Annotated in this window: 22 protein-coding genes and 1 tRNA gene; 10 read left to right on the forward strand and 13 right to left on the reverse strand. The window is 54.3% G+C overall.

Annotation, left to right across the window (positions count from 1 at the left end; all coding sequences use genetic code 11):
* Positions 1-59: 59 nt before the first annotated feature.
* Entirely contained in the window at positions 60-713 is a 654-nt protein-coding gene (gene clpP / locus IE156_RS13805; RefSeq protein WP_308430479.1) for an ATP-dependent Clp endopeptidase proteolytic subunit ClpP, read from the reverse strand.
* Entirely contained in the window at positions 713-2,023 is a 1,311-nt protein-coding gene (gene tig / locus IE156_RS13810; RefSeq protein ID WP_189393132.1) for a trigger factor, read from the reverse strand. Before tig ends, clpP begins: the two co-directional genes overlap by 1 nt.
* A gap of 167 nt (positions 2,024-2,190) precedes the next feature.
* Between tig and IE156_RS13815 the strand changes: the two genes are divergently transcribed.
* Positions 2,191-3,408: a CaiB/BaiF CoA transferase family protein gene (locus IE156_RS13815; RefSeq protein ID WP_189393133.1), complete on the forward strand. Its 1,218-nt coding sequence runs from the start codon at positions 2,191-2,193 to the stop codon at positions 3,406-3,408.
* Positions 3,409-3,531: 123 nt separating this feature from the next.
* A tRNA-Leu gene (locus tag IE156_RS13820) sits at positions 3,532-3,616 on the forward strand.
* 717 nt (positions 3,617-4,333) lie between these two features.
* Here IE156_RS13820 and IE156_RS13825 read toward each other — a convergent pair.
* Both IE156_RS13825 and IE156_RS13830 read right to left on the reverse strand, forming a co-directional pair.
* On the reverse strand, positions 4,334-4,651 hold the full coding sequence (locus tag IE156_RS13825) for a hypothetical protein (protein ID WP_189393134.1): 318 nt from the start codon (positions 4,649-4,651) through the stop codon (positions 4,334-4,336).
* Positions 4,652-5,361: 710 nt separating this feature from the next.
* Complete coding sequence (locus IE156_RS13830) at positions 5,362-6,717, reverse strand: MFS transporter (protein WP_229841397.1); 1,356 nt, start codon at positions 6,715-6,717, stop codon at positions 5,362-5,364.
* A gap of 239 nt (positions 6,718-6,956) precedes the next feature.
* Between IE156_RS13830 and soxR the strand changes: the two genes are divergently transcribed.
* Positions 6,957-7,418, forward strand: coding sequence for a redox-sensitive transcriptional activator SoxR (gene soxR / locus IE156_RS13835; protein WP_189393136.1), 462 nt, complete (start codon positions 6,957-6,959; stop codon positions 7,416-7,418).
* Positions 7,419-7,489: 71 nt separating this feature from the next.
* Here the strand turns inward: soxR and IE156_RS13840 are convergent, their stop codons facing one another.
* From IE156_RS13840 to IE156_RS13850, 3 genes are all read right to left on the reverse strand, one after another.
* Positions 7,490-8,026 (reverse strand): AmiS/UreI family transporter, encoded by a 537-nt coding sequence (locus IE156_RS13840; protein WP_189393137.1) that lies wholly within the window; start codon positions 8,024-8,026, stop codon positions 7,490-7,492.
* A 368-nt stretch (positions 8,027-8,394) separates the two neighbouring features.
* On the reverse strand, positions 8,395-9,360 hold the full coding sequence (locus IE156_RS13845) for an arsenic resistance protein (protein WP_229841400.1): 966 nt from the start codon (positions 9,358-9,360) through the stop codon (positions 8,395-8,397).
* Between the two features lie 45 nt (positions 9,361-9,405).
* Positions 9,406-9,645, reverse strand: a complete 240-nt coding sequence (locus IE156_RS13850) for a hypothetical protein (protein WP_189393138.1) — start codon at positions 9,643-9,645, stop codon at positions 9,406-9,408.
* 133 nt (positions 9,646-9,778) lie between these two features.
* On the opposite strand from IE156_RS13850, the gene IE156_RS13855 reads away from it, so the two are divergent.
* Positions 9,779-10,204, forward strand: a complete 426-nt coding sequence (locus IE156_RS13855) for a hypothetical protein (RefSeq protein ID WP_189393139.1) — start codon at positions 9,779-9,781, stop codon at positions 10,202-10,204.
* A gap of 14 nt (positions 10,205-10,218) precedes the next feature.
* On the opposite strand, the gene IE156_RS13860 is transcribed toward IE156_RS13855, so the two are convergent.
* Positions 10,219-11,142: a DNA/RNA non-specific endonuclease gene (locus IE156_RS13860; protein WP_189393140.1), complete on the reverse strand. Its 924-nt coding sequence runs from the start codon at positions 11,140-11,142 to the stop codon at positions 10,219-10,221.
* A 186-nt stretch (positions 11,143-11,328) separates the two neighbouring features.
* The gene (locus IE156_RS13865) at positions 11,329-11,727 is read right to left on the reverse strand and encodes a DUF1090 domain-containing protein (protein ID WP_189393141.1); all 399 of its coding nucleotides are present in this window, start codon (positions 11,725-11,727) and stop codon (positions 11,329-11,331) included.
* Between the two features lie 349 nt (positions 11,728-12,076).
* Here IE156_RS13865 and IE156_RS13870 point away from each other — a divergent pair, with 349 nt between their 5' ends.
* Positions 12,077-12,415 (forward strand): DUF202 domain-containing protein, encoded by a 339-nt coding sequence (locus tag IE156_RS13870; RefSeq protein ID WP_229841348.1) that lies wholly within the window; start codon positions 12,077-12,079, stop codon positions 12,413-12,415.
* Positions 12,416-12,421: 6 nt separating this feature from the next.
* Here the strand turns inward: IE156_RS13870 and IE156_RS13875 are convergent, their stop codons facing one another.
* The 3 genes from IE156_RS13875 to IE156_RS13885 all read right to left on the reverse strand — a co-directional run bounded on the left by IE156_RS13875 (position 12,422) and on the right by IE156_RS13885 (position 15,633).
* Positions 12,422-12,892, reverse strand: coding sequence for a PaaI family thioesterase (locus IE156_RS13875; RefSeq protein WP_229841349.1), 471 nt, complete (start codon positions 12,890-12,892; stop codon positions 12,422-12,424).
* 44 nt (positions 12,893-12,936) lie between these two features.
* Positions 12,937-14,703, reverse strand: a complete 1,767-nt coding sequence (locus tag IE156_RS13880; protein ID WP_189393143.1) for an SLC13 family permease — start codon at positions 14,701-14,703, stop codon at positions 12,937-12,939.
* A gap of 123 nt (positions 14,704-14,826) precedes the next feature.
* Entirely contained in the window at positions 14,827-15,633 is an 807-nt protein-coding gene (locus IE156_RS13885; RefSeq protein WP_189393144.1) for a sulfite exporter TauE/SafE family protein, read from the reverse strand.
* A 105-nt stretch (positions 15,634-15,738) separates the two neighbouring features.
* On the opposite strand from IE156_RS13885, the gene IE156_RS13890 reads away from it, so the two are divergent.
* Positions 15,739-16,506, forward strand: coding sequence for an AraC family transcriptional regulator (locus IE156_RS13890; RefSeq protein WP_189393145.1), 768 nt, complete (start codon positions 15,739-15,741; stop codon positions 16,504-16,506).
* 132 nt (positions 16,507-16,638) lie between these two features.
* Here IE156_RS13890 and IE156_RS13895 read toward each other — a convergent pair whose 3' ends face one another.
* Positions 16,639-17,544: a hypothetical protein gene (locus IE156_RS13895; RefSeq protein ID WP_189393146.1), complete on the reverse strand. Its 906-nt coding sequence runs from the start codon at positions 17,542-17,544 to the stop codon at positions 16,639-16,641.
* Positions 17,545-18,405: 861 nt separating this feature from the next.
* Between IE156_RS13895 and dapD the strand changes: the two genes are divergently transcribed.
* From dapD to IE156_RS13915, 4 genes are read left to right on the forward strand one after another with little or no spacing between them, the layout of a single operon-like run.
* Positions 18,406-19,224 carry a 2,3,4,5-tetrahydropyridine-2,6-dicarboxylate N-succinyltransferase gene (dapD, locus tag IE156_RS13900; protein WP_189393147.1) on the forward strand — a complete coding sequence of 273 codons (819 nt, stop codon included), beginning with the start codon at positions 18,406-18,408 and terminating at the stop codon, positions 19,222-19,224.
* A gap of 2 nt (positions 19,225-19,226) precedes the next feature.
* Entirely contained in the window at positions 19,227-20,363 is a 1,137-nt protein-coding gene (gene dapE, locus IE156_RS13905; protein WP_189393148.1) for a succinyl-diaminopimelate desuccinylase, read from the forward strand.
* Positions 20,357-21,280, forward strand: coding sequence for a 50S ribosomal protein L3 N(5)-glutamine methyltransferase (prmB, locus tag IE156_RS13910; RefSeq protein WP_189393149.1), 924 nt, complete (start codon positions 20,357-20,359; stop codon positions 21,278-21,280). Before dapE ends, prmB begins: the two co-directional genes overlap by 7 nt.
* Positions 21,277-23,202 (forward strand): ABC-F family ATP-binding cassette domain-containing protein, encoded by a 1,926-nt coding sequence (locus IE156_RS13915; protein ID WP_189393150.1) that lies wholly within the window; start codon positions 21,277-21,279, stop codon positions 23,200-23,202. Before prmB ends, IE156_RS13915 begins: the two co-directional genes overlap by 4 nt.
* Positions 23,203-23,205 lie beyond the last annotated feature (3 nt).

A 23,205-nucleotide genomic window follows, 5' to 3' on the forward strand; every position in this document is an offset into this window, starting at 1 on the left:
AGTCCCGCCCCCGAACAGCCATATTACTGCTTTAGATCGATCCCTGTTGGGACAGATGATTACTCGTCACGAGTGTTCATCACCTTGTCGATCAGGCCATAAGCCACAGCATCTTCAGCTGCCATGAAGTTGTCACGCTCGGTATCCAGCTCGATACGCTCAACAGACTGGCCACAATTCTCGGCCAGGATCTTATTCAGACGTTCACGCAGGCTAAGGATTTCCTTGGCCTGAATCTGGATATCGGAAGCCTGACCACGCGCACCGCCCGAAGGCTGGTGAATCATGATGCGCGAGTTAGGCAAGGACAAACGCTTGCCCTTGACGCCCGACGACAACAAGAACGCGCCCATGCTGGCAGCCATGCCGGTACACAATGTCGAGACTTCCGGCTTGACGAACTGCATCGTGTCGTAGATGGCCAGGCCTGCATAGACCGAACCACCGGGCGAGTTGATGTAGAGCGAAATATCCTTCTCAGGATTTTCCGACTCCAAGAACAGCAATTGAGCCACGATCAGGTTGGCCGAATTGTCATGAACCGGGCCCACCAGAAAGATAATGCGCTCGCGCAGCAGGCGTGAGTAGATGTCGTAAGACCTCTCTCCACGACCGGACTGCTCGATCACGATAGGCACGTAGCCCAAACCTGTAGGGGCAACGGATTGCCCCCCATGCATTGAGGCGTAGAAGTCGACAAAGGTTGACGACATTAGTTGGTTCCCATGATTTGGTCGAACGCCACCTCCTCGTCGGACACCTTGGCCTGGGACAGTACATGCTCGACGACGTTGTCTTCGAGTACAACTGCCTCGATCTCGGCGCGACGCTGGCGATCAGACAAGTAGTAGGCCACCACTTGGGCGGGCTGTTCGTAGTTCTGGGCAAATTCTTCGATGCGGGCGCGAACCTGCTCGGGCTTGGCTTGCAATTCAGCAGCCTTGACCAGTTCGGATACCAGCAGACCCAAACGCACGCGGCGAGTGGATTCTTCCTGGAAAGCTTCCGCAGGAATAGGCATCTTGTCTGCGTCAGGTACGCCACGCTCTTTCAGTTCAGCACGAGCCGAAGCGATGCGACCTTGCACGTCGTTGTCGACCAGAGCCTTAGGCACGTCAAATTCGCTGGCGGACAACAAAGCGTCCATCACAGCCGATTTGTTACGGGCGTGAACACGAGCCTTGATTTCGCGCTCGATGTTGGCACGGACATCAGCCAACAAAGCAGCAACATCACCTTCAGCCTGACCCAGGGACTTGGCAAACTCAGCATCCATCTCGGGCAGAACTGGCTGGGCCACGTCTGTCACGGTGATCTTGAATTCGGCAGTTTTACCAGCCACTTCCTTGCCAGTGTAGTCAGCAGGGAATTCCAGAGGGAAGGTTTTGGTCTCGCCTGCTTTCATGCCAGCCACTGCAGTTTCAAACTCGGGCAGCATGCGGCCACGGCCTTGCAGGTACTGGAAGCCTTCAGCGCTACCGCCTTCAAAAGCGACGCCGTCGATCGTGCCCACGAAGTCCAGAGTGATGCGGTCATCTTCTTGGGCTTCACGGTCAGCGCTGGACTCGTAGTTGGCGCGCTGCTTGCGCAGCACGTCTACCGTGCGCTGGATGTCTTCGTCGGTAACGGGCGTGACGGCACGTTTGATGTCCAGTTTGGACAGATCGGGCACGGCCACTTCTGGATACACTTCGAAGGTCGCGGTAAAGGCCATCGTGCCTTCATCGGACTCACCTTCTTTGGCTTCCAGATTAGGAGTGCCGGCTACGCGCAAATTGGAGTCCTGGATGACTTTATCCAGGGATTTGCCGATTTCTTCGTTGATGGCGTCATAACGAATTCCAGGGCCGTGGCTGCGTTCGACGACGGACAAAGGTGCTTTACCGGGACGGAAGCCCTGTACCTTGGCCGTACGAGCCACACGCTTGAGCTGGGCCTGGACTTGTTTTTCTACGTCGGCCACCGAAACGACCACATCGACTCGGCGCTCCAAGCCGGACAGAATTTCAACCTCGGGCTGCATTGAAGACCTATATTAAATTGAGTAATTGATAAGAGTAATCCGGCATTTTACCGGAAACTGGCACGGTAAATCCAAACAAACGTATTTTGAATCATAATTCCCTGTCAAGACAATACAGCCGTGCCGGACTATGATCCCTTACTTTACCTCCCCTGCGCAAGACTGATATGCACAAGAACACCCCTTTAGGCGGTATCCGGGTCCTGGAACTGGGCCAATTGATTGCTGGCCCCTTTGCTGCCAAGATCCTGGGCGAGTTTGGCGCTGACGTCATCAAGATCGAGTCCCCAAAAGGCGGTGACCCCTTACGTAAATGGCGTCTGCTGCACGACGGTAACTCGGTCTGGTGGGAGGTGCAATCCCGTAACAAACGGTCACTGGCTTTGGACTTGCGTCAGCCCGAATGTCAGGACGTGGTACGTGCCCTGATCAAAGAATGCGATATTTTGATTGAAAACTTCCGCCCCGGTGCGCTGGAAGAATGGGGCCTGGGCTGGGAAGACTTGAAAGCCATTAAGCCGGGCCTGATCATGTTGCGTGTCTCGGGCTACGGCCAGACCGGCCCTTACAAAGACAAACCAGGCTTTGGTGTGATTGGGGAGGCCATGGGGGGGTTGCGCCACCTGAGCGGTGAAGCAGGACGCCCTCCCGTACGCGTTGGCGTCTCCATTGGCGACTCCCTGGCCGCTCTGCATGGTGTAATCGGCATCATGATGGCTCTGCGTCAACGTGAGCAGAACGAGGGTGAAGGCCAGTATATTGACGTGGCCCTGTATGAATCCGTCTTCAATATGATGGAAAGCCTGCTGCCGGAATACTCCGCTTTCGGCGCTATACGCGAACCGGCGGGTAGCAGTCTGCCCGGCATCACACCTAGCAATGCCTACGTCTGCCAAGATGGTAAATACGCGCTGATCGCAGGAAATGGCGACAGCATTTTCAAGCGCCTGATGACCGCGATTGGCCGTGCCGATATGGCCGACAACCCAGCCTACGCCCACAACGATGGTCGAGCCCAAAATGCAGGCGTCATTGATGCTGCCATCGGTCACTGGGCCAGCGCGCTTGAGCTGGATAAGGTACTGGAAACACTGGATCAGGCAGGCGTTCCTGCAGGCCGGGTCTACGACATCGCCGATATTGCTGCCGACCCGCACTATCAAGCCCGCGATATGCTGTTGGACAGCACCCTGCCTGACGGCACACCCCTTAAAGTTCCCGGCATCGTTCCCAAGCTCAGCACCACTCCTGGTGGCCTCTACCGCCCCGCCCCCCGCTTGGGTCAGGACACACAGGAAATTCTGGATAACTTAGGCATCAGCGCCGAACAACAAGCCGATTGGCAAGAGCGCGGATTGATCGCCAAGAGCCCAAAACGCAGTTAAAACAAAGCAGTACAAATCCAGGCTTCAGTCTTCGACAGATGGCACCTAATCTATTTACTTCTGAAGCACGTTGACTGCTTGCCTAAGGTGAAAATCCACGCTAGAATCTACTTCTTTCGTTTTGCGAACGTGGCGGAATTGGTAGACGCACCAGATTTAGGTTCTGGCGCCGAGAGGTGTGAGAGTTCGAGTCTCTCCGTTCGCACCATCAAACGAAAACCGTTGATTCAATAAAATCAATTTTAAGTAATATTAACGGCGTAGTTTTCTTACTCTGTTGGCTTGTGACAACCTGCCTTCAAGTGCTCAAGGTCGTAAGCCTCCGAAAAAAGGAGGCATAAGCAGCAACGCTAAACATACGTCTGAGAATCGAGGTAAGGCAAAATTCATTGTGTGATCAGGCCTTAGTTAGTCCAGACCTCCATGCACTTTGCAACAAGCCCTTTATTAAAAGGCTGCTCAGAAACGGGTGGGAAACAATCTTTCCCCATGCAAAAACCGCCCGAAGGCGATGATTCCCCAATAAGAAATAGCCACCTAACCTAGGGATCCTGTTTGAAGGGCGCCCCTCTTACACACTGTTGATAGAGGCCTCTCTCAAACTCTCTGACATCACGCTGCGGATTTTCTTCCCGCGGGTCGATTTCAGCCCGGTACGCCGTTTCTATCAAACCTTCTATGATGCGATTGCCCTCTGCCGCTTTCATTGCGGCGTCTCTGGAAACCCCTTGCTGGCGGGCCTCCATTACAGCTGCGCCCACACTAGAGATATCGCCACATAGACTAAGCCACTTCTCCTGGTCCGGCTGTCCTGCAGACGCAAACGCTACTTGAGACGAAGCAAAAAAAGAGACGACACTTATCACTGCCATCAGTGAAGCAGGCAGGCGATCATACCGAAGTCCTGCACCAGAGCTTATCCGCCTCACTGATCAGCCGCATCCTGGAGACAGCTTATATACACGTCTCGCTTAAAAGAATTTGTCACCGCGCCACGCTGTTTTGGGTCACCGGCATCCGGAATATTAAAAGCAGCATTGACTAGTTGATCAATCATCGCACTGGGCTCGCCCCTGCTACGAATCTCCTCTTTTGTATGTCCGCCTTGTCGCATAGCCATGATCCCCTCCCCAATTTCTGAAATCATCCGACAAACCTTAGCCACCTGCTCAACCTCTCGATACGTCGCATTAGCGCTCGGCGTCATTGTCAGCAGCAGTGATGCAGCGATCCATTTCTTCATTGCGTCTCCCCTTTTATTATTCTGGGAATCATCATTTATAAGCAGAGTCTAGAAACATCACAGCCGTTAGGAACGGCCATGCGCTGCCGGCAAGGGCGCGGTCAGACTAGCCACATTAAAAACCGCGTCCAGCAAGACAAAAGCGATTGGTGCGATAGCAATAAAACTGATCGCCTTCCAAACACTCACTTTTCCGGACTTGTACAAAATCATGACGGCTCATCCGAGCACCAAAATAGACACGATGTCTAAATACACCTAATGGGTAAGATGCCCAGAAGCCATGACTGCTTCAGTGCCGGCCAAGTTGACGCGATCATAGCCCAAAACATGAATAAAAAAGCTTGGGAAATAGCAGCAGCGCCCATCAAGCATAAATCGCAGACATAAAAAAGCCGCTCTTATAGAGCGGCTCTATGGGCAAGTATCGTGGCTAATCCTGCCTGTCGTGCTTACCCGGGAAGTCACTAGGCCAACGCATGGGCTTAGGGGCTGGATTGGGAATGGGAGCACTATTCACGTCCTAACCTCCATCACTTAATAAGGAAAAAGCGCAGAACCAAGCATTGCACTAAGGCCCCTATCGATACTAGGGAAACGACAGGCGTCCTGATCGTAACCCTAAGCCAGATCGTTGGCTCAAACATCGCGCAAAAAGGACCTACTACTGATAAAAGCAATGGGCCAGCACTTCCTTACTCAGACCTTTTTCACACCCTACAGTTCCTGGCCACAATAATCCCCACTAGCGGCGCAAGCAAAAAGCATCCAAACAAGTAATAAGCAGCCCGACTGGTCCCTTCTACACCCCCCGGATCAATCAACCCACCCGCATTTGCAATCATTCCTGCCAAGGCCGCTCCAGCTGCAGTCGCAAACAACTGAATCGTGGTGATGGACGCCCCGGCCAGCTCTTGCTCCTCGGGGACTACTGACTTTAAAACACGAGTCAGCAAATGAGGCCAAGCCAGGCCCACTCCTAAACCAATCATTGCCAGGGCCAGGCAAATTGGCACCAGATCAAACCACAGACCCGAGCTGCTTGTAGGTACCAGGATAACCAATCCCACCATTCCCAGAAGTCCTAAAACTGGCCCAGCCAGAATGGCCCGTTTGATGGCGGAGTCGCTCAGTAAACCCGAGCTGATAATTGCTCCAACCGTCCAGCCCGCCCCCATCAAGGCGGCCAGATAGCCGGCAATCAAAGGCGATTGCTGATGCAAGACTTGCAGAAAAAGCGGAGCAAAGACTTCTCCACTAGTCACCGTCAACACCAGCAAAGACATCAAGGCATACAAGGCCGCGATCGCCGAGCGGAATTGAAATGCCCCAGAGGGCAACAACTTGTTATGCGAGCGACGTTCGACGGCAATCAATACCACCGCTAGCACCAAGGCCAGCACTAAACCCAGCACATTCTGAATTAACTCCGAGGATGCACTACCCGCTGAGATCGCCAACACGGAGAGCGTCAGCAGCGTCAGTTGCACGAGCGGGATAGCTCCCTTGGCAGCCACGCCCGTTTGGCGCTCTCGTTTAGGTAGTACGCCCGACGCCAGAACAGCAAAAACAATCGCGATCAAAGCTACAGACCAAAAAGCAGCGCGCCACATCCCCCACTGCGCAAACACACCGCCAACCGCTGGCCCTAACAAGGTTGCCACTCCCCACATCGCCGATACCAAAGCCATTGCGCGAGGCCACAAGGGCTCATCAAAGACGATACGAATCATGGCGTAGGCCAAGGCAAAAAGAAAACCTCCGCCAATGCCCTGGACAAAGCGCCCGAATAGCAGGATGGACATGCTGGGGGCAGCCGCACAAATGACAGCTCCCACGGCAAAAATAAAGGCGGCCAAACCGTAGCTTCCCTTCGGGCCTGTAACCTCAAGCAATTTGGGTGACAACGCCGAGCCCAGAATAGAGGCAACTACAAAAAGCGTCGTGTTCCAGGCATACAAACCAAGGCCACCGATGTCCTGCACAACAGTGGGCAAGATGGTGGTGGCGATATAGACATTGACGGCGTGCAAGACAACACCGCCCGCCAAGACAAGGGCACGCATTGCATTGGCCCCTGACAACAAATCCCCCCATTCAGACTTCTTGGGTATGGAGTTTTGTTCTTGGCTTTCTGACAGCTCGGCCTGTGCCCCTTGAACATCGCCCACAGGGGCATGCTGATTCTTCATACGATCTCGATTCTTTTATTGTGATGAAGCCCGGCAGCCCAAAGAGCTTGCACAGACCAGAAGCATCTTTTATAAAACCTCATGTATAGATGAGGTCAAGAGATTCAGACATTATGAAAATCGACATTAGCGTTCCGCTGTCTGTAGGCGAAGTCTCACGTCGCAGCGGAGTCACCATTGCAACCGTGCACCACTACGAGGCGAAAGGATTGATCCAGGGCTGGCGCAGTGACGGCAACCAACGTCGCTACCACCGGGAGGTGCTGCGCAAAATATCCGTCATCAAAATCGCGCAACGGGCTGGTATCCCCTTGGCCACGATTAAAGAAGCACTGGATGACTTACCCTCAGGCAGACCGCTGAATGCCAAAGATTGGGCGAAACTATCTACCAACTGGCGCGACATGCTCAATGAACGGATTCACAGCCTGACGCAGCTGCGTGATGAGCTCGATGGCTGTATTGGTTGTGGGTGTTTGTCGATGACGACCTGCCCGCTTAGAAATCCAGGAGATCAGTTGTCATTGGTGGGGAATGGGGCAGTGTTACTGAACCTAAGGCAAAAAATGAGCTAAGGCTTAGCCCTACCGTAAAAAAGCCCAGTCTGAACGCTGGGCTTTTACGTCTCGCAAGAGTTCGCTCTAGCTTAAATTACACCCCAGAAATACAACAAGGCAGGCAGCAAGGCCGTCAATATGCCTTGCACCGCCGACACCATGCCAGTCAATCGGGCTATAGGTTTGTTCAACACCAGCAGTAAAAAGAACATGAACCACAACACTGCCCAAGATAGCCAGCTCACTACTTGCCAGTAATCAAAAATCCGCTCGGCAAGGCTTAGATTGGTAATGGCTGCAGGCACGGCAATACACGCCACCACCAGCGAATACCAGCCCAGCGCACGTCCGTCGCTACCTGTAAAGGCATTCACCCCTACCCAGAAATAGGTCAAGGCGAACAGACCCAGGTAGATCGCTGACAAGGGGGAGTAAACCGTACTGTTGGCGGGGTTCAGAATGTGGGACATGCAAATGAACCCCAGCACCGCTGTGAACAGATTGACGATAGCAGCATCTTTGGCATCCACCAGCCTGCCAGCTTGATGACCTTCAGAGTAGTAGAGACGAACACCATTAACGAACAGGCACAGGCCTGCAAACGCCAGAAAAGCGGCAACTAGCATTTTGAAAATTTCCTAAGTAATAGAAGGCGGACACAGAACGTGCCCGCAACATGATGTTGCACTCAGCGCTGAGGCGGAGCAGATCATAGAGCTTGGCCACGAAATAGCCATTGGGATTTTTTTATAAGCTCTATAAGAAAACAGAGTGCAATTTCCTGGCTGTTTTCAGGCGGAAATAGGCGAAGAAAAAAGTGGCGTTTAGAAGCTCTGAGCAAGACTCGGCAGGCGCTGGCCGCCCTCGTCACAACAATGACGTGAAATCAAATAAAAATATATTGAATCAAGGAACTAGGAAATCTAGGCACGCTTAAACCTGAGGGGATCAAGCCAAGAAATCAGTCAGAGAATAAGACTGACACCATCGCTACTCAGGCCTGCTCGTTTTGTCCCCAGCGAGCCACGACACGCACGTAGACCAATTGCGCTAAAAGCTCCACCAGGGTTTGAGTCAAAATGATGGCTGGCAGCAACGGTAATGCACCGGGAATCGCCAAGGCCAACGGCAGCACCACCAAGGAATTACGTGTGGCACTGCTGAACACTACGGCGCGCCGCAAAGGCACAGCCAGACGCGCTTGGCGGGCCAAACACCACGCAATGACAGGTGCAAAAATGGCAAACAGAACGTACACCGGCAGCACGCGCAGCAACACATCCAGCGCAGGCTCTAATTGCCTAAGAACCGCTGCCACCACAATAAAAAGCACCAAGGCGGTAGCCGGTACAGGAGCCAGCCCCAAACCTGCGTGGATCTGTGTCCAGAGGCGACTTTTGGCGGCCAGATACTGAGTCGCCCCCGCCAATAACAAGGGGATCACGATCAGGGAAAAAAAGGCCTCTAAAAAAGGCCCGGCTTTGATATACAGTCCGAACTGCTCACCCAAGGCCAGCTTTAGATAGAGCGGTAAAAGCAACATCTGCACGATGAGCAAGACTGGAGTCGACGCCAACAGTGTGCGGGAATCAGCCCGCCCCAACTGAGCAAAGGTGACCACATAATCAATACAAGGTGTCAACAGGACCAGCAGCACCCCCAGCCGCAGCATCGTATGGTCTGGCAACAAAGGCAGCAAGGCGAACACCAAGAGGGGAATCAGGCAGAAGTTGGCAAACAACAGGACGGCTAGAAACCGCAGTTGAGTCAATGCCTTACCTAACTGAGCGATAGGTACCTGCAAGAAGGTGACATATAGCATGAAGGCCAGCGCTGGATTGATCCAGTTGCTCAGGCTCAGCGGCATCGTCCAAAAGCCAGCAAGCAAACCGGCCAACAGCATCGCCACAAAGTAAATGGCGATCTGCCTGCTCTCCAAACGGTCACGAATCACGGCCAGCACTTCACTCTCCCACGCTTTCCATACCGCCGTGAAAATAAAGCTTTAGCGGCTGCGACGCAAGCGGGCCGCAGACTGACGGTTCAAGTCTTTGGCTTCCTGTTCGGCGTACTCACGCTCATCCGCGTCATAGCGGCCATTGTGCATGCAAGACTCGCGATCCCAGGTACATTCATTGAATAGTTTTGACATCGCGCCGCCACCTGGTTTGCTTGTGGAGCAAGCAGCCATCAAAGCGGCCAAACCCAGCACCACGGCGCTTTTAAACAGTCGTCGAACTATCATTGTGTTTTCCCTACAAAAAAATCATGTTCTGCACGTACCGAGAATCGAAACAAGACCGGATCGCGGACAATAGGCACACTGTACCCTGAGGCCTCAAAGTACGTCGATTCTCTTTCCTGCGAATTTGCAATTTATGACTGAAGACCAATTCCTGCTATTGGCCCAACTTCTGCAGTTCTCACCCAGCCCTGAACTGGAACAAGAGGTACGCCATACTCAGACGCCCAGTAGTCCTGCTGCACGGGCGATACTGGCCCTGCATCACAAGATCAAAGGGACTTATGTCATCCACAGACCCACCGCGTTCCGCGTGGTCGTCAGTCACGATGATCTGGATCGTTTCCCCGGTGCTTTGAACTTGAAACCCGACATGCAGGTGCAATTGGTGTCCTACACCAGCGAGCGCTATATCAGCGTACGGATTACCCAACTGCCCCAATCCCCCAAAGGCTATGTGCGCGGGGTAATCACCGAGCAACTGGTAGCCAATAGCGTCTTTCAGGTGGGCGACAGCGTGTACTTCTCTGAAGATCAGGTCCACGCCCTGCTGGGCCATTAATATCCTTGTTGCCTCTAGCCAGCTGCCTGCAGACTTAAGTCTGGCAATAGATGCAAACCGGTACGCCGCACAAACTCCTCGTAACTGATGGGCGGTCCGACCCGGGTCGAGGCATGATTGGCTTGCCAATGCACCCAAGAGCGTCGAGTTGTGGCGTCATACACCAGCTTGAACAAATGAGTGGGCACAGCCACCTGACTGGAGCCGATAGTGGCAGCATTGCGCTCGAACACCGGACCGGTAAACACGTAGACATTACCCGCCGCACGCGCGATGTATTTACGGGTATCGGCTTCGATCTTGTTCCAGGGGCCGGCGTTATGGATCTGATTTTGCGGCACCATATTGGCCAGGGAGAAACTCTGCGCCATACCCTGAGCGGATGCCATATCTCCTGCAGGAGCCATATGCCCACGGGAAAATCCTGAGCCTCGGTAGTCATTCAGCTCGGCACGTTCAGCCTGCGGCAAACGGCCTTCAGCATAGAAACGATCCGTCCGCTTCAAGCCCTTGGCGGACTGAATCTGCTGTCGATTCAAACGTTGTGCGACGAATACCGGTGTCTTGGTTTGGCCGCTGTGCAAGATGGCAAACGCGCTAAAGCACAGCTCTCTTTGCGTGTAGGCCATCGGCACCACAGGCCGAGAGCCTGGGAAAAACTGCGGGCATTGTGCGAAGGAGGTCTGTACATAACCTTCTACAGACGCCGGGACAGGTACGCTGCCCTGCTGGGTTTCAATGGGCCAACCCAACGACACCAGAAACGGCTCGACGCTTTGCCAATTGAAACCTTGGGGATGAAGCCAGGCGGTGCTGATGCCAAAGCTAGCTACCGCAGTCACAAAGACAGATTTGAGAAACCGGGTAAAACGCCCTTGCCCTGAACTTTTTGTGCTGCTTGTTTTTTTAACGCTACGACCTGTTTTTTTTCTGCTCATACCACTCTTGTTTAATGCTTGATCGGCCTACATCATTGCGCCGACTGCACCTGTGATTATAAGCAGTCCTGCAGAGCGGAAAAGGGCTTGGCCCCACACAGGAGCCAGTATTCCCCTTTTCGCTTTGTCTTTCTTTATAGAGTCGCAGGTCTGAACTGGCTTTTATTCAGAGCCGGGCCCCTGCCCTTACTTTGTCGTGAAGGCCTGCAACTCTTTCAATTCATCTTGCAGCTGGGCTAATTCTGCCTGATCGCGTTCCAGCTTTTTCTCCAGTTTCTGAACTTTATCCTGACGGCCTTCGGAACGCTTTTCAGCAATCTCGTTGATCCGTTCCTGGATATCTTCCTCTTGCTCGCGGATTTCTTCCTGCTTATCTCGTAGCAAATTGGCGTCCTTGCAATGCGCTTGCACATTGGCCAAGGCACGCTCCAGCCCTCTTACGCGATGCTCATTGCCATGTTGGCGAGCGTAGTCGATCTGGTTTTGAATCTCGGCTGCCTTGTACTGGCACGCGGGGTTATCGGCCCATGCGGGCAAGGCCATCACGCCAAGTACGGCACTCAAATACCATGCAGAGATTTTCATCTGTATTGCTCCTGGTGGGTTCACGCTAAAGGTAATCATACAATTGCCGCTCTCGATCAGACTTAAGCGATTTCTGAAAGCAAAAATAGTCTAATTGTCACGAAACCCGGACTAAACTCACGGTTTAGTCCTGACAATCACATTCAAGTAACAAAACTGTCTTAAGTTGTGGCGGAAAATTTACACAACTTGTCTTTAGACATAAAACACTTCAGTTACACTCAAAATTCTTATAAAGCAAATTTTTACTTTAATCGTGTTCAACATCACTATCAGGAAACTGATCTTTTTCCTGTGCGCTGCTTTGCTTGTTCTCTGGCTCTTTCCGTTTGCGCACGTCAGTGAAAGTTTGCTCAATACCTCCCAGGCCTACTCGACCTGGCATACCAGTGTGCTCAATTCCTTGATGCCCCTGTCCATTTTGGCCGTCGCCAGTTTGGTCTGGGCAGAACGCGCAGTTTCTGCGTGTCTGGCCATGGCGGTCAACACGGTCTTGTTTGTGCTGGCCATTAAAAATATCTGCGATACGGCAGACCGGTTTTCACGCGTCTGCGGCATCGATATCTCCGTCTCTTACGGGGCCATCATCTATGGTGTGTGCATGGTGAGCTTATGGGCCTTGTTGTTGAGCTACCGATGCAAAAGCCAAAAAGAGCTGCCAAGCTCCTCAGGTGATCTGACAGGTTAATCAGGTCTACGCGTTTTTCTCGTCACGTCCCTGCATCACCATAATGGTTTGCTGCATCAATGCACACAGCGTGTGTTTATCCTCTTGCACAGCAAACACCTCGGCCTGGGTCACAATCAGATTACGGCCTCGACGCACTACCGAACCGCGGGCAATCAGGGACCGGCCATTCGCCGGTGCCAAAAAATTCAGTTTGTATTCCACGCTTAAGACACTGGCACCCAAGGGCGTACAGCTCATCGCCGCATAGCCCCCGGCTGAATCGGCAATCATCCCAACCACCCCGCCGTGTACAAAGCCATGCTGTTGCTGTACCCCATCCCAATGCGGCAAATGGATTTCCACCAAACCCTCTTCCACCACAGGCAAGGTGGCGCGAATCAGACTCATGGCATTTTGCCGGGCAAAGCTGTCCTGCACCGCCTGCGCAATCTGTGGGTCCAGTGTAGATTTGGCTTGAGTAGTAGCTGTGCTCATGGATCAGCTCTCCTTTATTGTTATCGTGACTCTGTCAGGCAAGATTAAAACGGCCAGAAGACAGGAATAAAAATGACGCCCAGAACCCAGAAAATCAAGTTCAGCGGCAAGCCCACTTTCAGAAAATCCGTAAATCGATAGCCACCTGCCCCGTACACCATGGTGTTGGTTTGATAACCCACGGGAGTGGCAAAACTGGTGGAGGCCGCGAAAGTCACCGCGATTAGAAAGGGAGTGGCGTCCACGTCCATCATTTTGGCGGTAGACATGCCAATAGGAGTCAGCAGCACAGCGGCGGCAGCGTTACTCATGAACTCCGTCAGCAGCAAGGCCATCAGGTACACCACAGCCAATACCGTTAAAGGCCCATAGGATTTCACCAGGCCCACTGTATTTTCCACCAGGAACTGGGCAGCGCCCGTCTCGCTCATGGCCATTCCCAAGGGCAATAAGCCCGCCATCAAGATAATGATGCGCCAATCGATCGCGTCGTAAACCTCATCAGCCTTCAAACAACCAGCCAGTGTCATGGCCACCGCCCCCACCAGGGAGGTGATGCTGATAGGTACCCAACCCAAGGCGGGCAGCAAGATCACCAACACCATCGTGATCAAGGCAAACGGCGCACGCCAGCCCATTTCTTTTTCGGCTTCGCGTTCAGACAGCACAATGATATTGCTGTCGGCACGCAGATCCGCAGCCTCGGAAGCCGGGGTCAAGACCAATAAGATATCGCCCACCTGCAAGCGCACGGCGCGCAGTTGCTCCCGCAAAACCTGAGCACGGCGATGAATCCCCAAGACGGTGGCATTCTTGTGCCAACCTGCCCCCAAGCTACCCAGCGTACGACCGCTAAGGCGCGAACGCGGTGCAATCATCACTTCGGTCAGAACCTGATCCACCTGTTCAAAAGAGCCTTGCTCCAACTTGAACTGCGGGTCCACTTCCAGGCCGGCTTCTTTACGCAGCTCGTCCAGCTTGGTCCAATCCCCGCGCGCCAGCAGTACATCACCCGCCTCAATCTTTTGCTCGCGCGGCCCCCAAACCTTGGTGTCGCCACGCAACAGTTCCAGCACGAACACGCCGTACTGCTCTCCTAATTTGGCGTCACCGACCGACTGGCCAATCAGGGAAGAGTCAGGCATCACCCGCAGCTCAGTAATGTACTTGCCCAGCTCATATTGTTCGACCAGCTCGCCACCACGCGCATCGGGCAATAACCAACGCCCCACCGTCAACAAGTAGAAACAACCGACGACCATGCAGATCACACCCAGCGAGGTGAACTCGAACATGGTGAAGCCAGGGTGGCCCAGATCACGCGCAATGGCATTGACCAGCAAGTTGGTAGAGGTCCCGACCAAGGTACAGACACCGGCCATTTGCGAGACATAGGACAAGGGGATCAAAGCCTTGGAGGCCGACATGCCAATGCGGGCAGTGGCCGCCATCACTATCGGAATGAACACTGCCACGACCGCCGTGTTGTTCACAAAAGGGGCAATCACGGCCAAGACTAAAAACAGCACTAATAAGAACTGAAACGGTGAGCGGGCCTTGCCCAGCAAATCCCCAATCCCCGAGAGCGCCCCGCTGTTTTGCAGACCAGCAGCCAGTACAAACATGGCGGCCACCGTAATAGTGGCCGGATTGCTGAAGCCGCCCACAGCCTGCTCCGGTGTCACCAGCCCCAAGACAGCCAAGGCACTCAGGACCAGCAAGGCAATGGCATCTATTCTGAGTTTTTCGGTAGCAAACAAGACAATCGCTATTAGAGCCAGACCCAAGACCACCGCAATCTCTGCTGTCATGCTGCGCCACTCCCCTTTGTTTGGTGCAACCCAGTATAGGGAAAAACTACGCTTCTAAGCGGCTGCGCACGGCCGCAGCAAACAAAAAATACAAGTTCATTGGGCAGGACGGGCTGAACCCGCTTAAACCAGCAGCATCACCAAGAACACCAAACCCAGCAAAGCGACATAGGCCTTGGCATGCAGGCTATCGGGGATCTTGCCAATCCAGCGCGAGCCAAAACGAATCCCCAACCAGGAACCCACGACCAGCACTAGGCAAGCGCGTAAATCGATGAAGCCCACATGCCAAGGGCCAAAAGAACCGACGTCCCAAGCCAGGATGGCATAGATCAGGCTAGCAACGACCGCCATAGGCAGGGACAAGGGGTTGGCCGCTGCGGTTGCCGCCGTCATGCTGGCACCGCGTCGGCGCATCAAGGGCACGGTAATCACACTACCCCCCACGCCTAAAAAAGCGGCAATAGCTCCAATGAGCACACCTGTCCCGGCACTGGTGGCCTGGCCCAAAGGACGAATGCCACGGGTCGCCTCTTGCGTAAAACCCGAGCGAAACAGACTATCCACAATGGTGATGCCCAAATACACCACAAAAACCCAACGCACCCAGGAACCACTCAAGGCCATGGCCACCGCCGCACCCGGAATGGCCCCAATGGCAATAAACACAAGCAAAGGACGCACCTGATCCCACTGCACGGTGCCGGCCTTATGATGACGCCACGTCGACAAGCCAGCACCAAAAATCATCACGCAGGTCGAGGTGGCGACCGCAATATGCATGGCCGACTGCCCCATTTGGCTATCCGTACCGTACAGCCCAATCAGCACCGAATACAGCACGGGGACCACGACGAAGCCACCGCCAAACCCAAACAGCACGGTCGTCACACCGGCCAGCAAACCGAAAAACAGCAAAAGAAAATACATAGCGACCCGGCAAAGTACTTGCAAAGTCTCAGGATAAGTCGCCCTGTTTTGGCTGACATACTAAAATCGGTCAACAATACTTGAGTTTCGGCCAGAAAACACCTTATGCACAATGTACGACTGGACAGCGTGGATGCCACCCCCCGCCCCTTGCTGGCCATTGGAACGGACTACGCACCGGGCACATTACTCGACTTCCATGTGCACCGACGGGCACAAATGCTCTATGCCATGACCGGCCTGATGGAGGTAGAGACGGACGATGGTGCCTGGCTTATTCCGCCCTATAGCGGTGTATGGATTCCAGCTGGCAAGCGTCACCAAGTGCGCATGCAAGGAGCCAGCACACGCAGCCTTTATATAGAGCCGGATGCCGCTCCCCGGATAGGCAATTATTGCGAGGTGCTGGTGATCAGCGCCTTATTGCATGAGCTTTTGCTAGCTTCCTTGACTATGCCCGCTCTATACGATGAAGCAGGACGCGATGGCGCATTGGCCCAACTGCTTCTGCATGAAGTGGGGCTGGCCCCAACGATGCCATTGTTTGCCCCCATCCCCCAAGATCCACTGTTGGCCAAGCTGTGCAAAGCGTTTTTAAGTGCACCCCATATTCAGACCACACCCGAACAATGGGCCGGGCGCTTAAACAAAAGCCTGCGCACGTTTACGCGCCTGTTCCGTCAACAAACAGGCATGAGTTTTAGTGAATGGCGCCAGCAAGCCTGCCTGCTGGCGGCCCTGGCCAAGCTCGCTGCCGGGCAGTCAGTCACGCAGATTGCACTGGATTTGGGATATGACAGCAGCAGTGCCTTTTCCACCATGTTCCGCCGTCGCTTGGGGCAAGCCCCAAGCAACTTTATTCGTGCTTCTTGAAGTCGCCTGAAGCGACTTCGGTAAAACACGCTCCACTTGAGCCTATACAAACAAGGCCCCCAGATTTCAGGAATCTGGGGGCCTTGCCATATCCGCTTCAAAACACAGCGGATCATGCCCGCTTGGCTGGGCTTAACGCGTGATGCGCGCCCGTCCACCAATGGTTGCCGCCAAACTGGCTACGAAGGCTCCAACTAACAAGGAAGCAAAAGCCCACAATGCAAAGGCAGCTGCCGCCTTGCGGGCAGTGTCAGCCGCTTCACGCGCCTGCTGCTCCAACTTCTCTGCCGCTTCCTTGGCTTGCTTTTGTACCGAGTCCAAGCGTTCCTTAGCCTGCTCTGGAGTCAAACCCGTGCGATCTGCCACCAGACGCAGCAAGTAGTCCTGGTCTTGATCGGACACCTGCCCTTCTTTCAGGCTACGGGCCAAAATCCGGCTAACTTCGCGCTCCGGATTGGCGTTCTGTGCCGGTGTATTGGCCGGGTCCGAAGGACGCAGCAAGGTATCAGTGAAATAGGCCAGACCGGGACCTTGAGCCTGATCCTTACCCGCTTGACCGACCACTGCCGAGGCGGCACCAACACCCGCACCCGCCAAATTGGCACCTGCTTGAGCCGTTCCCGACACCAGGGAAGCAACACCGGAACCCAGCAAGAACACACTGACAACCACACTCACCGCCCAAACCAGAAAGCCATGGGCCGTATCACGGAAATGAACTTCATCGCCATGCACACCGGTCCAATTAGTACGCAGGCGTCCTGTCACATAACCGGCAATACCGTAAGCAATGATTTGCGTGGCAAACAGCCAAACAATCGTGCTGATGGCCAGGGTGGTCCCTGAGGCCCCATCATTGCTCCAGGGAGAGATCGCCATAAAACCCAGACCAGTACCGCCCACCAGCAACGTCACAGTCAGGGCGGCTGCAATGACAGCGCCCCCGATCACGGCTCCCCAAGACAAGGCGGAATGTGAAGATTCCGCTATTGCTGGCGTTCCCAAGCCTGCATCCGAACCAAATTGCGTTATAGCCATGATGATTCCTTATTCAAGATTGTGATCGCAAGCACCTTAGTGCCAAAACAAAGCCAGCAAGATGATGATAGGGATAGGTACACCCACTAGCCATAAAAGGATCGATCTCATAACCCCTCCCAATGAATGAAGAAACCAGAACAAATTGCATTGAAAATCAAGACTTCGTAATTATTCTAGGCAGATAAAAGATCGATTATCTTTATAAAATGTAAAAACGGAAACCGAATCACTGGACGTATTCGCGCAGAAGAAAGCGAACAAAGCCGGCAGAGTACTAAACTCCGGGCAAGCAGGGTCAAATGTCTTTACGTCTATGGTCTACAGGGGAAAAGGGACTGAATCACCAGCATACGAAGTAAACCCGGCAGGCTTTATCAGCACAGCAGAACTCAGAATAAGCAGAACCGCCCATCTGCATTTTTTATTATTTTGAAATATTTATTTACTCAGAAGATTTAATTGAGTCCCATAAGAATAAATAAATAAAATAAGAGCAATAAGAAAAACAAAGGCAAATTGAAAAAATTCTCGAGGGTTAGGAATCGAGAGAAAACAACTTTACCAATAAAGTAAATTTTAAAAGTCTGCATTTAAGCCAAAATCCAAATATGACCCTTGGACCTTGCCTCTACCTGCCAGATAACCCCCAAACCATAACCCTCGCTCCAGCGTTCACGACCAGCCGCCAAGCGTCCAAAAGCGACAAAGAAAACCATAAAACCGTGCATGGAAGTAGCAGACTCGGTTATCCTGTTGCCTCCATTCAAGTTCGGCCGCTGCGGTGGTAAGCCGCGCATCATGCGCCTTCTGCATCCCTGTACTGCCAAAGACGGCCTGAATTCACACAGAGCCTAGCCTATGAGCGACCTCCAAAGTCTAATCGAAGCGGCGTGGGAACAACGAGCTTCCCTCTCCCCCCAAGAACACAGCATTGAACTGCGCACGGCCATCCATACCGTGATTGAAAAGCTGGACTACGGTTCCCTGCGCGTGGCGGAAAAACTCGATGGACAATGGCAGGTTAATGACTGGGTAAAAAAAGCCATTCTCTTGTCCTTCAGGATCAATGAGAACCGCGTCATGGCCAGCGAACCCGCCCCGTTTTACGACAAGGTGCCCCTTAAGTTCGAGCAGCACGACCAAGCCGCGTTCGCCCAGGCAGGCTTTAGAGCCGTGCCCGGTGCCATCGTGCGCCAGGGCGCTTACGTCGCCCCCGATGTCGTGCTGATGCCCTCCTTTGTGAACATCGGCGCCTATGTGGGCGAAGGCACCATGGTGGACACCTGGGCCACGGTGGGCTCTTGTGCACAGATCGGCAAACACGTTCATCTGTCCGGTGGGGTGGGTATAGGTGGGGTATTGGAACCCTTGCAAGCCAATCCCACTATCATTGAGGACAACTGTTTTATTGGTGCCCGATCCGAAGTAGTGGAAGGGGTCATCGTAGAAGAGAACTCGGTGCTGGCCATGGGCGTATTCCTGTCGCAAAGCACCAAAATTTACGAGCGCGAAACGGGCAAGATTTACCAAGGCCGCGTCCCCGCCGGTTCGGTCGTGGTACCCGGTTCCCTGCCCTCGGCAGATGGACTGTATAGCCTGGCCTGCGCCATCATCGTCAAGCGTGTGGACGCCCGTACCCGCGCCAAGACCAGTATTAATGACTTACTTCGCGCCTGAACATGAGCACTGACTTTTCTGTACTAGATACACTAAGCGCCCTGATTGCCCGCCCCTCGGTAACCCCTGAGGACGCCCACTGCCAGCAATGGCTGGGCGCACGGCTGGAGCAAGCCGGTTTCAGCTTGGAACACCTACCCAGCGGCCCGGTTGCCAATCTGTGGGCCCGCCGTGGTACCCAAGCCCCCTTATTCGTTTTTGCCGGCCATACGGATGTTGTTCCCACTGGCCCGGAAGCGGCGTGGGACTCGCCACCGTTTGAGCCTACTGTGCGCGACGGGCAACTGTATGGTCGTGGCGCCGCCGATATGAAAGCCTCGATTGCCGCCTTTGTGCATGCAGTCGAAGAATTCACGCAGGCGCATCCTGACCACAAGGGTTCGATTGCCCTGTTGCTGACTTCGGATGAGGAAGGGCCGGCCACTGATGGCACCGTGCATGTATGCCGGGTGCTGCAAGAGCGTGGCGAGCAACTGGATTACTGCATTGTGGGTGAGCCCACCTGCTCGCGCCAATTGGGTGACACCATCAAGAATGGTCGTCGCGGCTCCTTGTCGGGTCATTTGATAGTCAAAGGCCGCCAAGGCCATGTGGCTTACCCGCAATTGGCGATCAACCCACTGCACGTCTTCGCTCCTGCCCTGCACGAGTTGACGGATCGCATGTGGGACGCGGGCAATATCGACTTTCCGCCTACCAGCTTTCAGATCTCCAATATCCATGCCGGTACCGGTGCGGGCAATGTGATCCCTGGTCAACTGGATGTGCACTTCAACTTCCGTTTTTCTACAGAGCAGACCCCTGCCGGTCTGCAAGCCGAAGTTGACTATATTTTGCGACGCCACGGCGTGGACTTCCAGTTGGAATGGACACTGGGCGGTGAGCCCTTCCTGACCGAAGCAGGCCCCTTGAGCCAGGCCCTGAGCCAGGCCATTGAAGCCGAAACCGGTTTGGAAACCGACTTGTCTACGACAGGAGGCACCTCGGACGGTCGCTTTATCGCTAAAATCTGCCCTCAAGTGGTCGAGTTTGGCCCGCTCAATGCCAGTATTCACCAGATCAACGAGCACGTTGCTGTTGCTGATCTTGAGCCTCTTAAAAACATTTATCGCCGTACATTGGAATCCCTGCTTTGTTAAGCCCTTGCATCGACAATTCCTCCCTGCTGGAAGCCCAGCAGGAGCTGCGCACTGTGCGCGACTTACTACGCTGGTCCGTTAGCCAGTTCAATCGCTGTCAGTTGGCCTTTGGTCATGGCAGCGACAACGCCTGGGACGAGGCCGCGTATTTGCTGCTGCACAGCTTGCATTTGCCGCTGGATACGCTGGAGCCCTATCTGGATGCCACGCTTCTGGAGTCGGAACGCGCCGCCTACTTGGCTTTGCTCGCCCGCCGCTGTAACGAACGTGTTCCCGCTGCCTATCTGACCGGCGAAGCCTGGCTGCAAGGCCATCGCTTCCGCGTTACCGCCGACACGATCGTGCCCCGCTCGCCTATTGCTGAATTGCTGTCCGAGCAACTGCAACCTTGGGTAGCAGACCCCGACGCGGTCTACCATGCGTTGGATTTGTGTACCGGCTCTGGCTGTCTGGCAATTTTGACGGCATTGGCCTTCCCACAAGCTCAAGTCGATGCCGTTGATCTTTCTGACGCGGCCTTGGAAGTGGCCCAATCGAATATCGATGCGTTTGAGCTGAACGACAGGATGAGCCTGTACAAGAGCGATCTGCTGGATCAGCTGCCACAGGCCTCTTACGACCTGATCATCTGCAACCCGCCTTATGTGAACGAACAGTCCATGCAGTGCTTGCCGCAGGAATACAAGCACGAGCCACAACTGGCCCTGGCGGGTGGTGACGATGGCATGGACTTGGTGCGTCGAATTCTGGAAGCCGCCCCCAACTTCCTGGCGCCTGAAGGCGTGCTGGTACTGGAGATCGGTAATGAGTACGACAACTTCGTCGCCGCTTTCCCGGAGCTGGAACCCATCTGGTTAAGCACCGAAACCGCTGAAGACCAGATTCTCTTGTTAAGCCGGGAGCAACTGGCTCTGTGATACGCGCAACTGGAATTACGCTGCGTCGCGGCGTCAAAGTCCTGCTGGACAATACCGATTTCATCGTCAATCCAGGCGAACGCCTGGGGATTGTGGGAAAGAATGGCGCAGGTAAATCCTCGCTGTTTGCTTTGCTACAAGGCGAGCTGGATCTGGATGGGGGTGACCTGAGCATCCCTGAAGTTTGGAAAGTAGCCAGTGTGCGCCAAACGATCCCAGACCGCAGCCGCCCTGCCCGCGAGTTTGTGATTGACGGCGACGAGCGCTTACGCGCCTTGCAAGAAGCACGCGCCAATACACCCGACAGCGACGGCCACACCATTGCCGAGCTAGAAAACGCCCTGATCGAAGCCGATACCTGGTCCGCACCGTCACGTGCGGAGCAGTTGCTGGCCGGCCTGGGTTTCCGCCCCGATCAGTGGATGCTGCCTGTGCAGGAGTTCTCCGGTGGCTGGCAAATGCGCCTGTCCCTGGCACGCGCCCTGATGGCCCCTTCCGATCTGCTTTTACTGGACGAGCCTACAAACCACCTGGACCTGGATGCCATGCTCTGGCTGGAGCGCTGGTTAGTGTCTTATCCCGGCACCGTGCTGTTAATTTCGCACGATACCGAATTTCTGGATGCCGTGGCCCGTTCGATTCTGCACGTGGACCAAGGCAAGCTCGTACGCTACAAAGGTGGCTATAACGATTTTCTGGCACAACGCGCCGAACGGATGCAACAAAGCCAAATTGCCTACGAGCGTCAAACCCGCGAAGCCGCTCGGTTGCAAGGCTTTATTGACCGCTTCAAAGCCCAGGCCACCAAAGCCAAACAAGCCCAAAGCCGGGTCAAGGCCCTGGCCCGCATGCAAATGGTCTCTCCCTTGCGGGAAGATTCCAGCGTCTCTATTCGCTTGCCTTCGCCTGACTACACACCCGACACCTTGCTGACCTTGAATCAAGCCGATTTAGGCTACCCAGGTCAAGAAAAACCCATTTTGGCTCAAGTGCGCCTGATGGTGCGTGGCGGCGCTCGCGTGGGGATTCTGGGGATGAACGGTGCGGGTAAATCGACGCTAGTCAAAACCTTGGCGGGCAAACTGGAACCCATACACGGAGAACGTCAAGAAGCCAAAGGCCTGGTGATAGGTTACTTCGCGCAGCACCAACTGGATTCCATTGATGCCGATGCCACTCCTTTGCAGCATCTGGCCCGTCTGGCCCCGGATGTACGCGAGCAGGAGCTGCGTAATTACCTGGGCTCCTTTGGTTTCAGCGGCGATATGGTCACCAGCCTGACAGCCCCCTTCTCGGGTGGTGAAAAGGCACGCTTGGCCCTGTCCCTGATTGTCTGGCAAAAACCCAATCTGCTTTTGCTGGACGAGCCCACCAACCACTTGGATGTGGACACCCGTGAAGCCCTGGCAACCGCGCTGGCCGATTACGGCGGCAGTGTGCTGCTGGTGTCGCACGATCGTCATTTGCTGCGCTCTACCGTCGACTCTTTCTGGATTGTGGCCGACGGCCAAGTTCAAGAGTTTGACGGTGACCTGGAAGACTACCGCGACTGGTTGCTGGCTCGCAGTGCGCAATCACGCTCAGAAGCTCGCCAGGAAGCACGAGCAGATTCCGGTGCCGACACCACCGACCGTAAAGCCCAACGCCGCCAGGAAGCCGAGTTACGCCAGCGTCAGGCCCAGCAACGCAAGCCATTGGAAAGCCGCTTGAAGAAAGTGGAGTCCACCATGGAGAAAGCTCAGCTGCGCTTGCAAGAGTTGGATACCTTGATGCAAGACCCGGACTTTTATTCAGACCGCTATAAAGATCAGCGTCCAGCCCTGATGGCCGAACACGGTGAACTCAGCAAGACGCATCAGACGCTGGAAGAAGAGTGGCTCGACATTCAGGAAGCGATGGAGGAGATTGGACGACAGGTTTAAACA

This window comes from Alcaligenes pakistanensis, from assembly GCF_014652815.1.
GTDB lineage: Bacteria > Pseudomonadota > Gammaproteobacteria > Burkholderiales > Burkholderiaceae_B > Alcaligenes > Alcaligenes pakistanensis.

What these genes read in the sequence shown, in the direction of transcription:
- IE156_RS13860 (WP_189393140.1), bottom strand. Translation starts at nt 11,142, where the DNA reads ATGAGCAGAAAAAAAACAGGTCGTAGCGTTAAAAAAACAAGCAGCACA.
- IE156_RS13815 (WP_189393133.1), top strand. Translation starts at nt 2,191, where the DNA reads ATGCACAAGAACACCCCTTTAGGCGGTATCCGGGTCCTGGAACTGGGC.
- IE156_RS13855 (WP_189393139.1), top strand. Translation starts at nt 9,779, where the DNA reads ATGACTGAAGACCAATTCCTGCTATTGGCCCAACTTCTGCAGTTCTCA.
- tig (WP_189393132.1), bottom strand. Translation starts at nt 2,023, where the DNA reads ATGCAGCCCGAGGTTGAAATTCTGTCCGGCTTGGAGCGCCGAGTCGAT.
- IE156_RS13825 (WP_189393134.1), bottom strand. Translation starts at nt 4,651, where the DNA reads ATGAAGAAATGGATCGCTGCATCACTGCTGCTGACAATGACGCCGAGC.
- IE156_RS13875 (WP_229841349.1), bottom strand. Translation starts at nt 12,892, where the DNA reads ATGAGCACAGCTACTACTCAAGCCAAATCTACACTGGACCCACAGATT.
- dapE (WP_189393148.1), top strand. Translation starts at nt 19,227, where the DNA reads ATGAGCACTGACTTTTCTGTACTAGATACACTAAGCGCCCTGATTGCC.
- IE156_RS13880 (WP_189393143.1), bottom strand. Translation starts at nt 14,703, where the DNA reads ATGACAGCAGAGATTGCGGTGGTCTTGGGTCTGGCTCTAATAGCGATT.
- IE156_RS13830 (WP_229841397.1), bottom strand. Translation starts at nt 6,717, where the DNA reads ATGCGTGCCCTTGTCTTGGCGGGCGGTGTTGTCTTGCACGCCGTCAAT.
- IE156_RS13840 (WP_189393137.1), bottom strand. Translation starts at nt 8,026, where the DNA reads ATGCTAGTTGCCGCTTTTCTGGCGTTTGCAGGCCTGTGCCTGTTCGTT.
- dapD (WP_189393147.1), top strand. Translation starts at nt 18,406, where the DNA reads ATGAGCGACCTCCAAAGTCTAATCGAAGCGGCGTGGGAACAACGAGCT.
- IE156_RS13885 (WP_189393144.1), bottom strand. Translation starts at nt 15,633, where the DNA reads ATGTATTTTCTTTTGCTGTTTTTCGGTTTGCTGGCCGGTGTGACGACC.
- IE156_RS13865 (WP_189393141.1), bottom strand. Translation starts at nt 11,727, where the DNA reads ATGAAAATCTCTGCATGGTATTTGAGTGCCGTACTTGGCGTGATGGCC.
- clpP (WP_308430479.1), bottom strand. Translation starts at nt 713, where the DNA reads ATGTCGTCAACCTTTGTCGACTTCTACGCCTCAATGCATGGGGGGCAA.
- IE156_RS13850 (WP_189393138.1), bottom strand. Translation starts at nt 9,645, where the DNA reads ATGATAGTTCGACGACTGTTTAAAAGCGCCGTGGTGCTGGGTTTGGCC.
- IE156_RS13890 (WP_189393145.1), top strand. Translation starts at nt 15,739, where the DNA reads ATGCACAATGTACGACTGGACAGCGTGGATGCCACCCCCCGCCCCTTG.
- soxR (WP_189393136.1), top strand. Translation starts at nt 6,957, where the DNA reads ATGAAAATCGACATTAGCGTTCCGCTGTCTGTAGGCGAAGTCTCACGT.
- IE156_RS13895 (WP_189393146.1), bottom strand. Translation starts at nt 17,544, where the DNA reads ATGGCTATAACGCAATTTGGTTCGGATGCAGGCTTGGGAACGCCAGCA.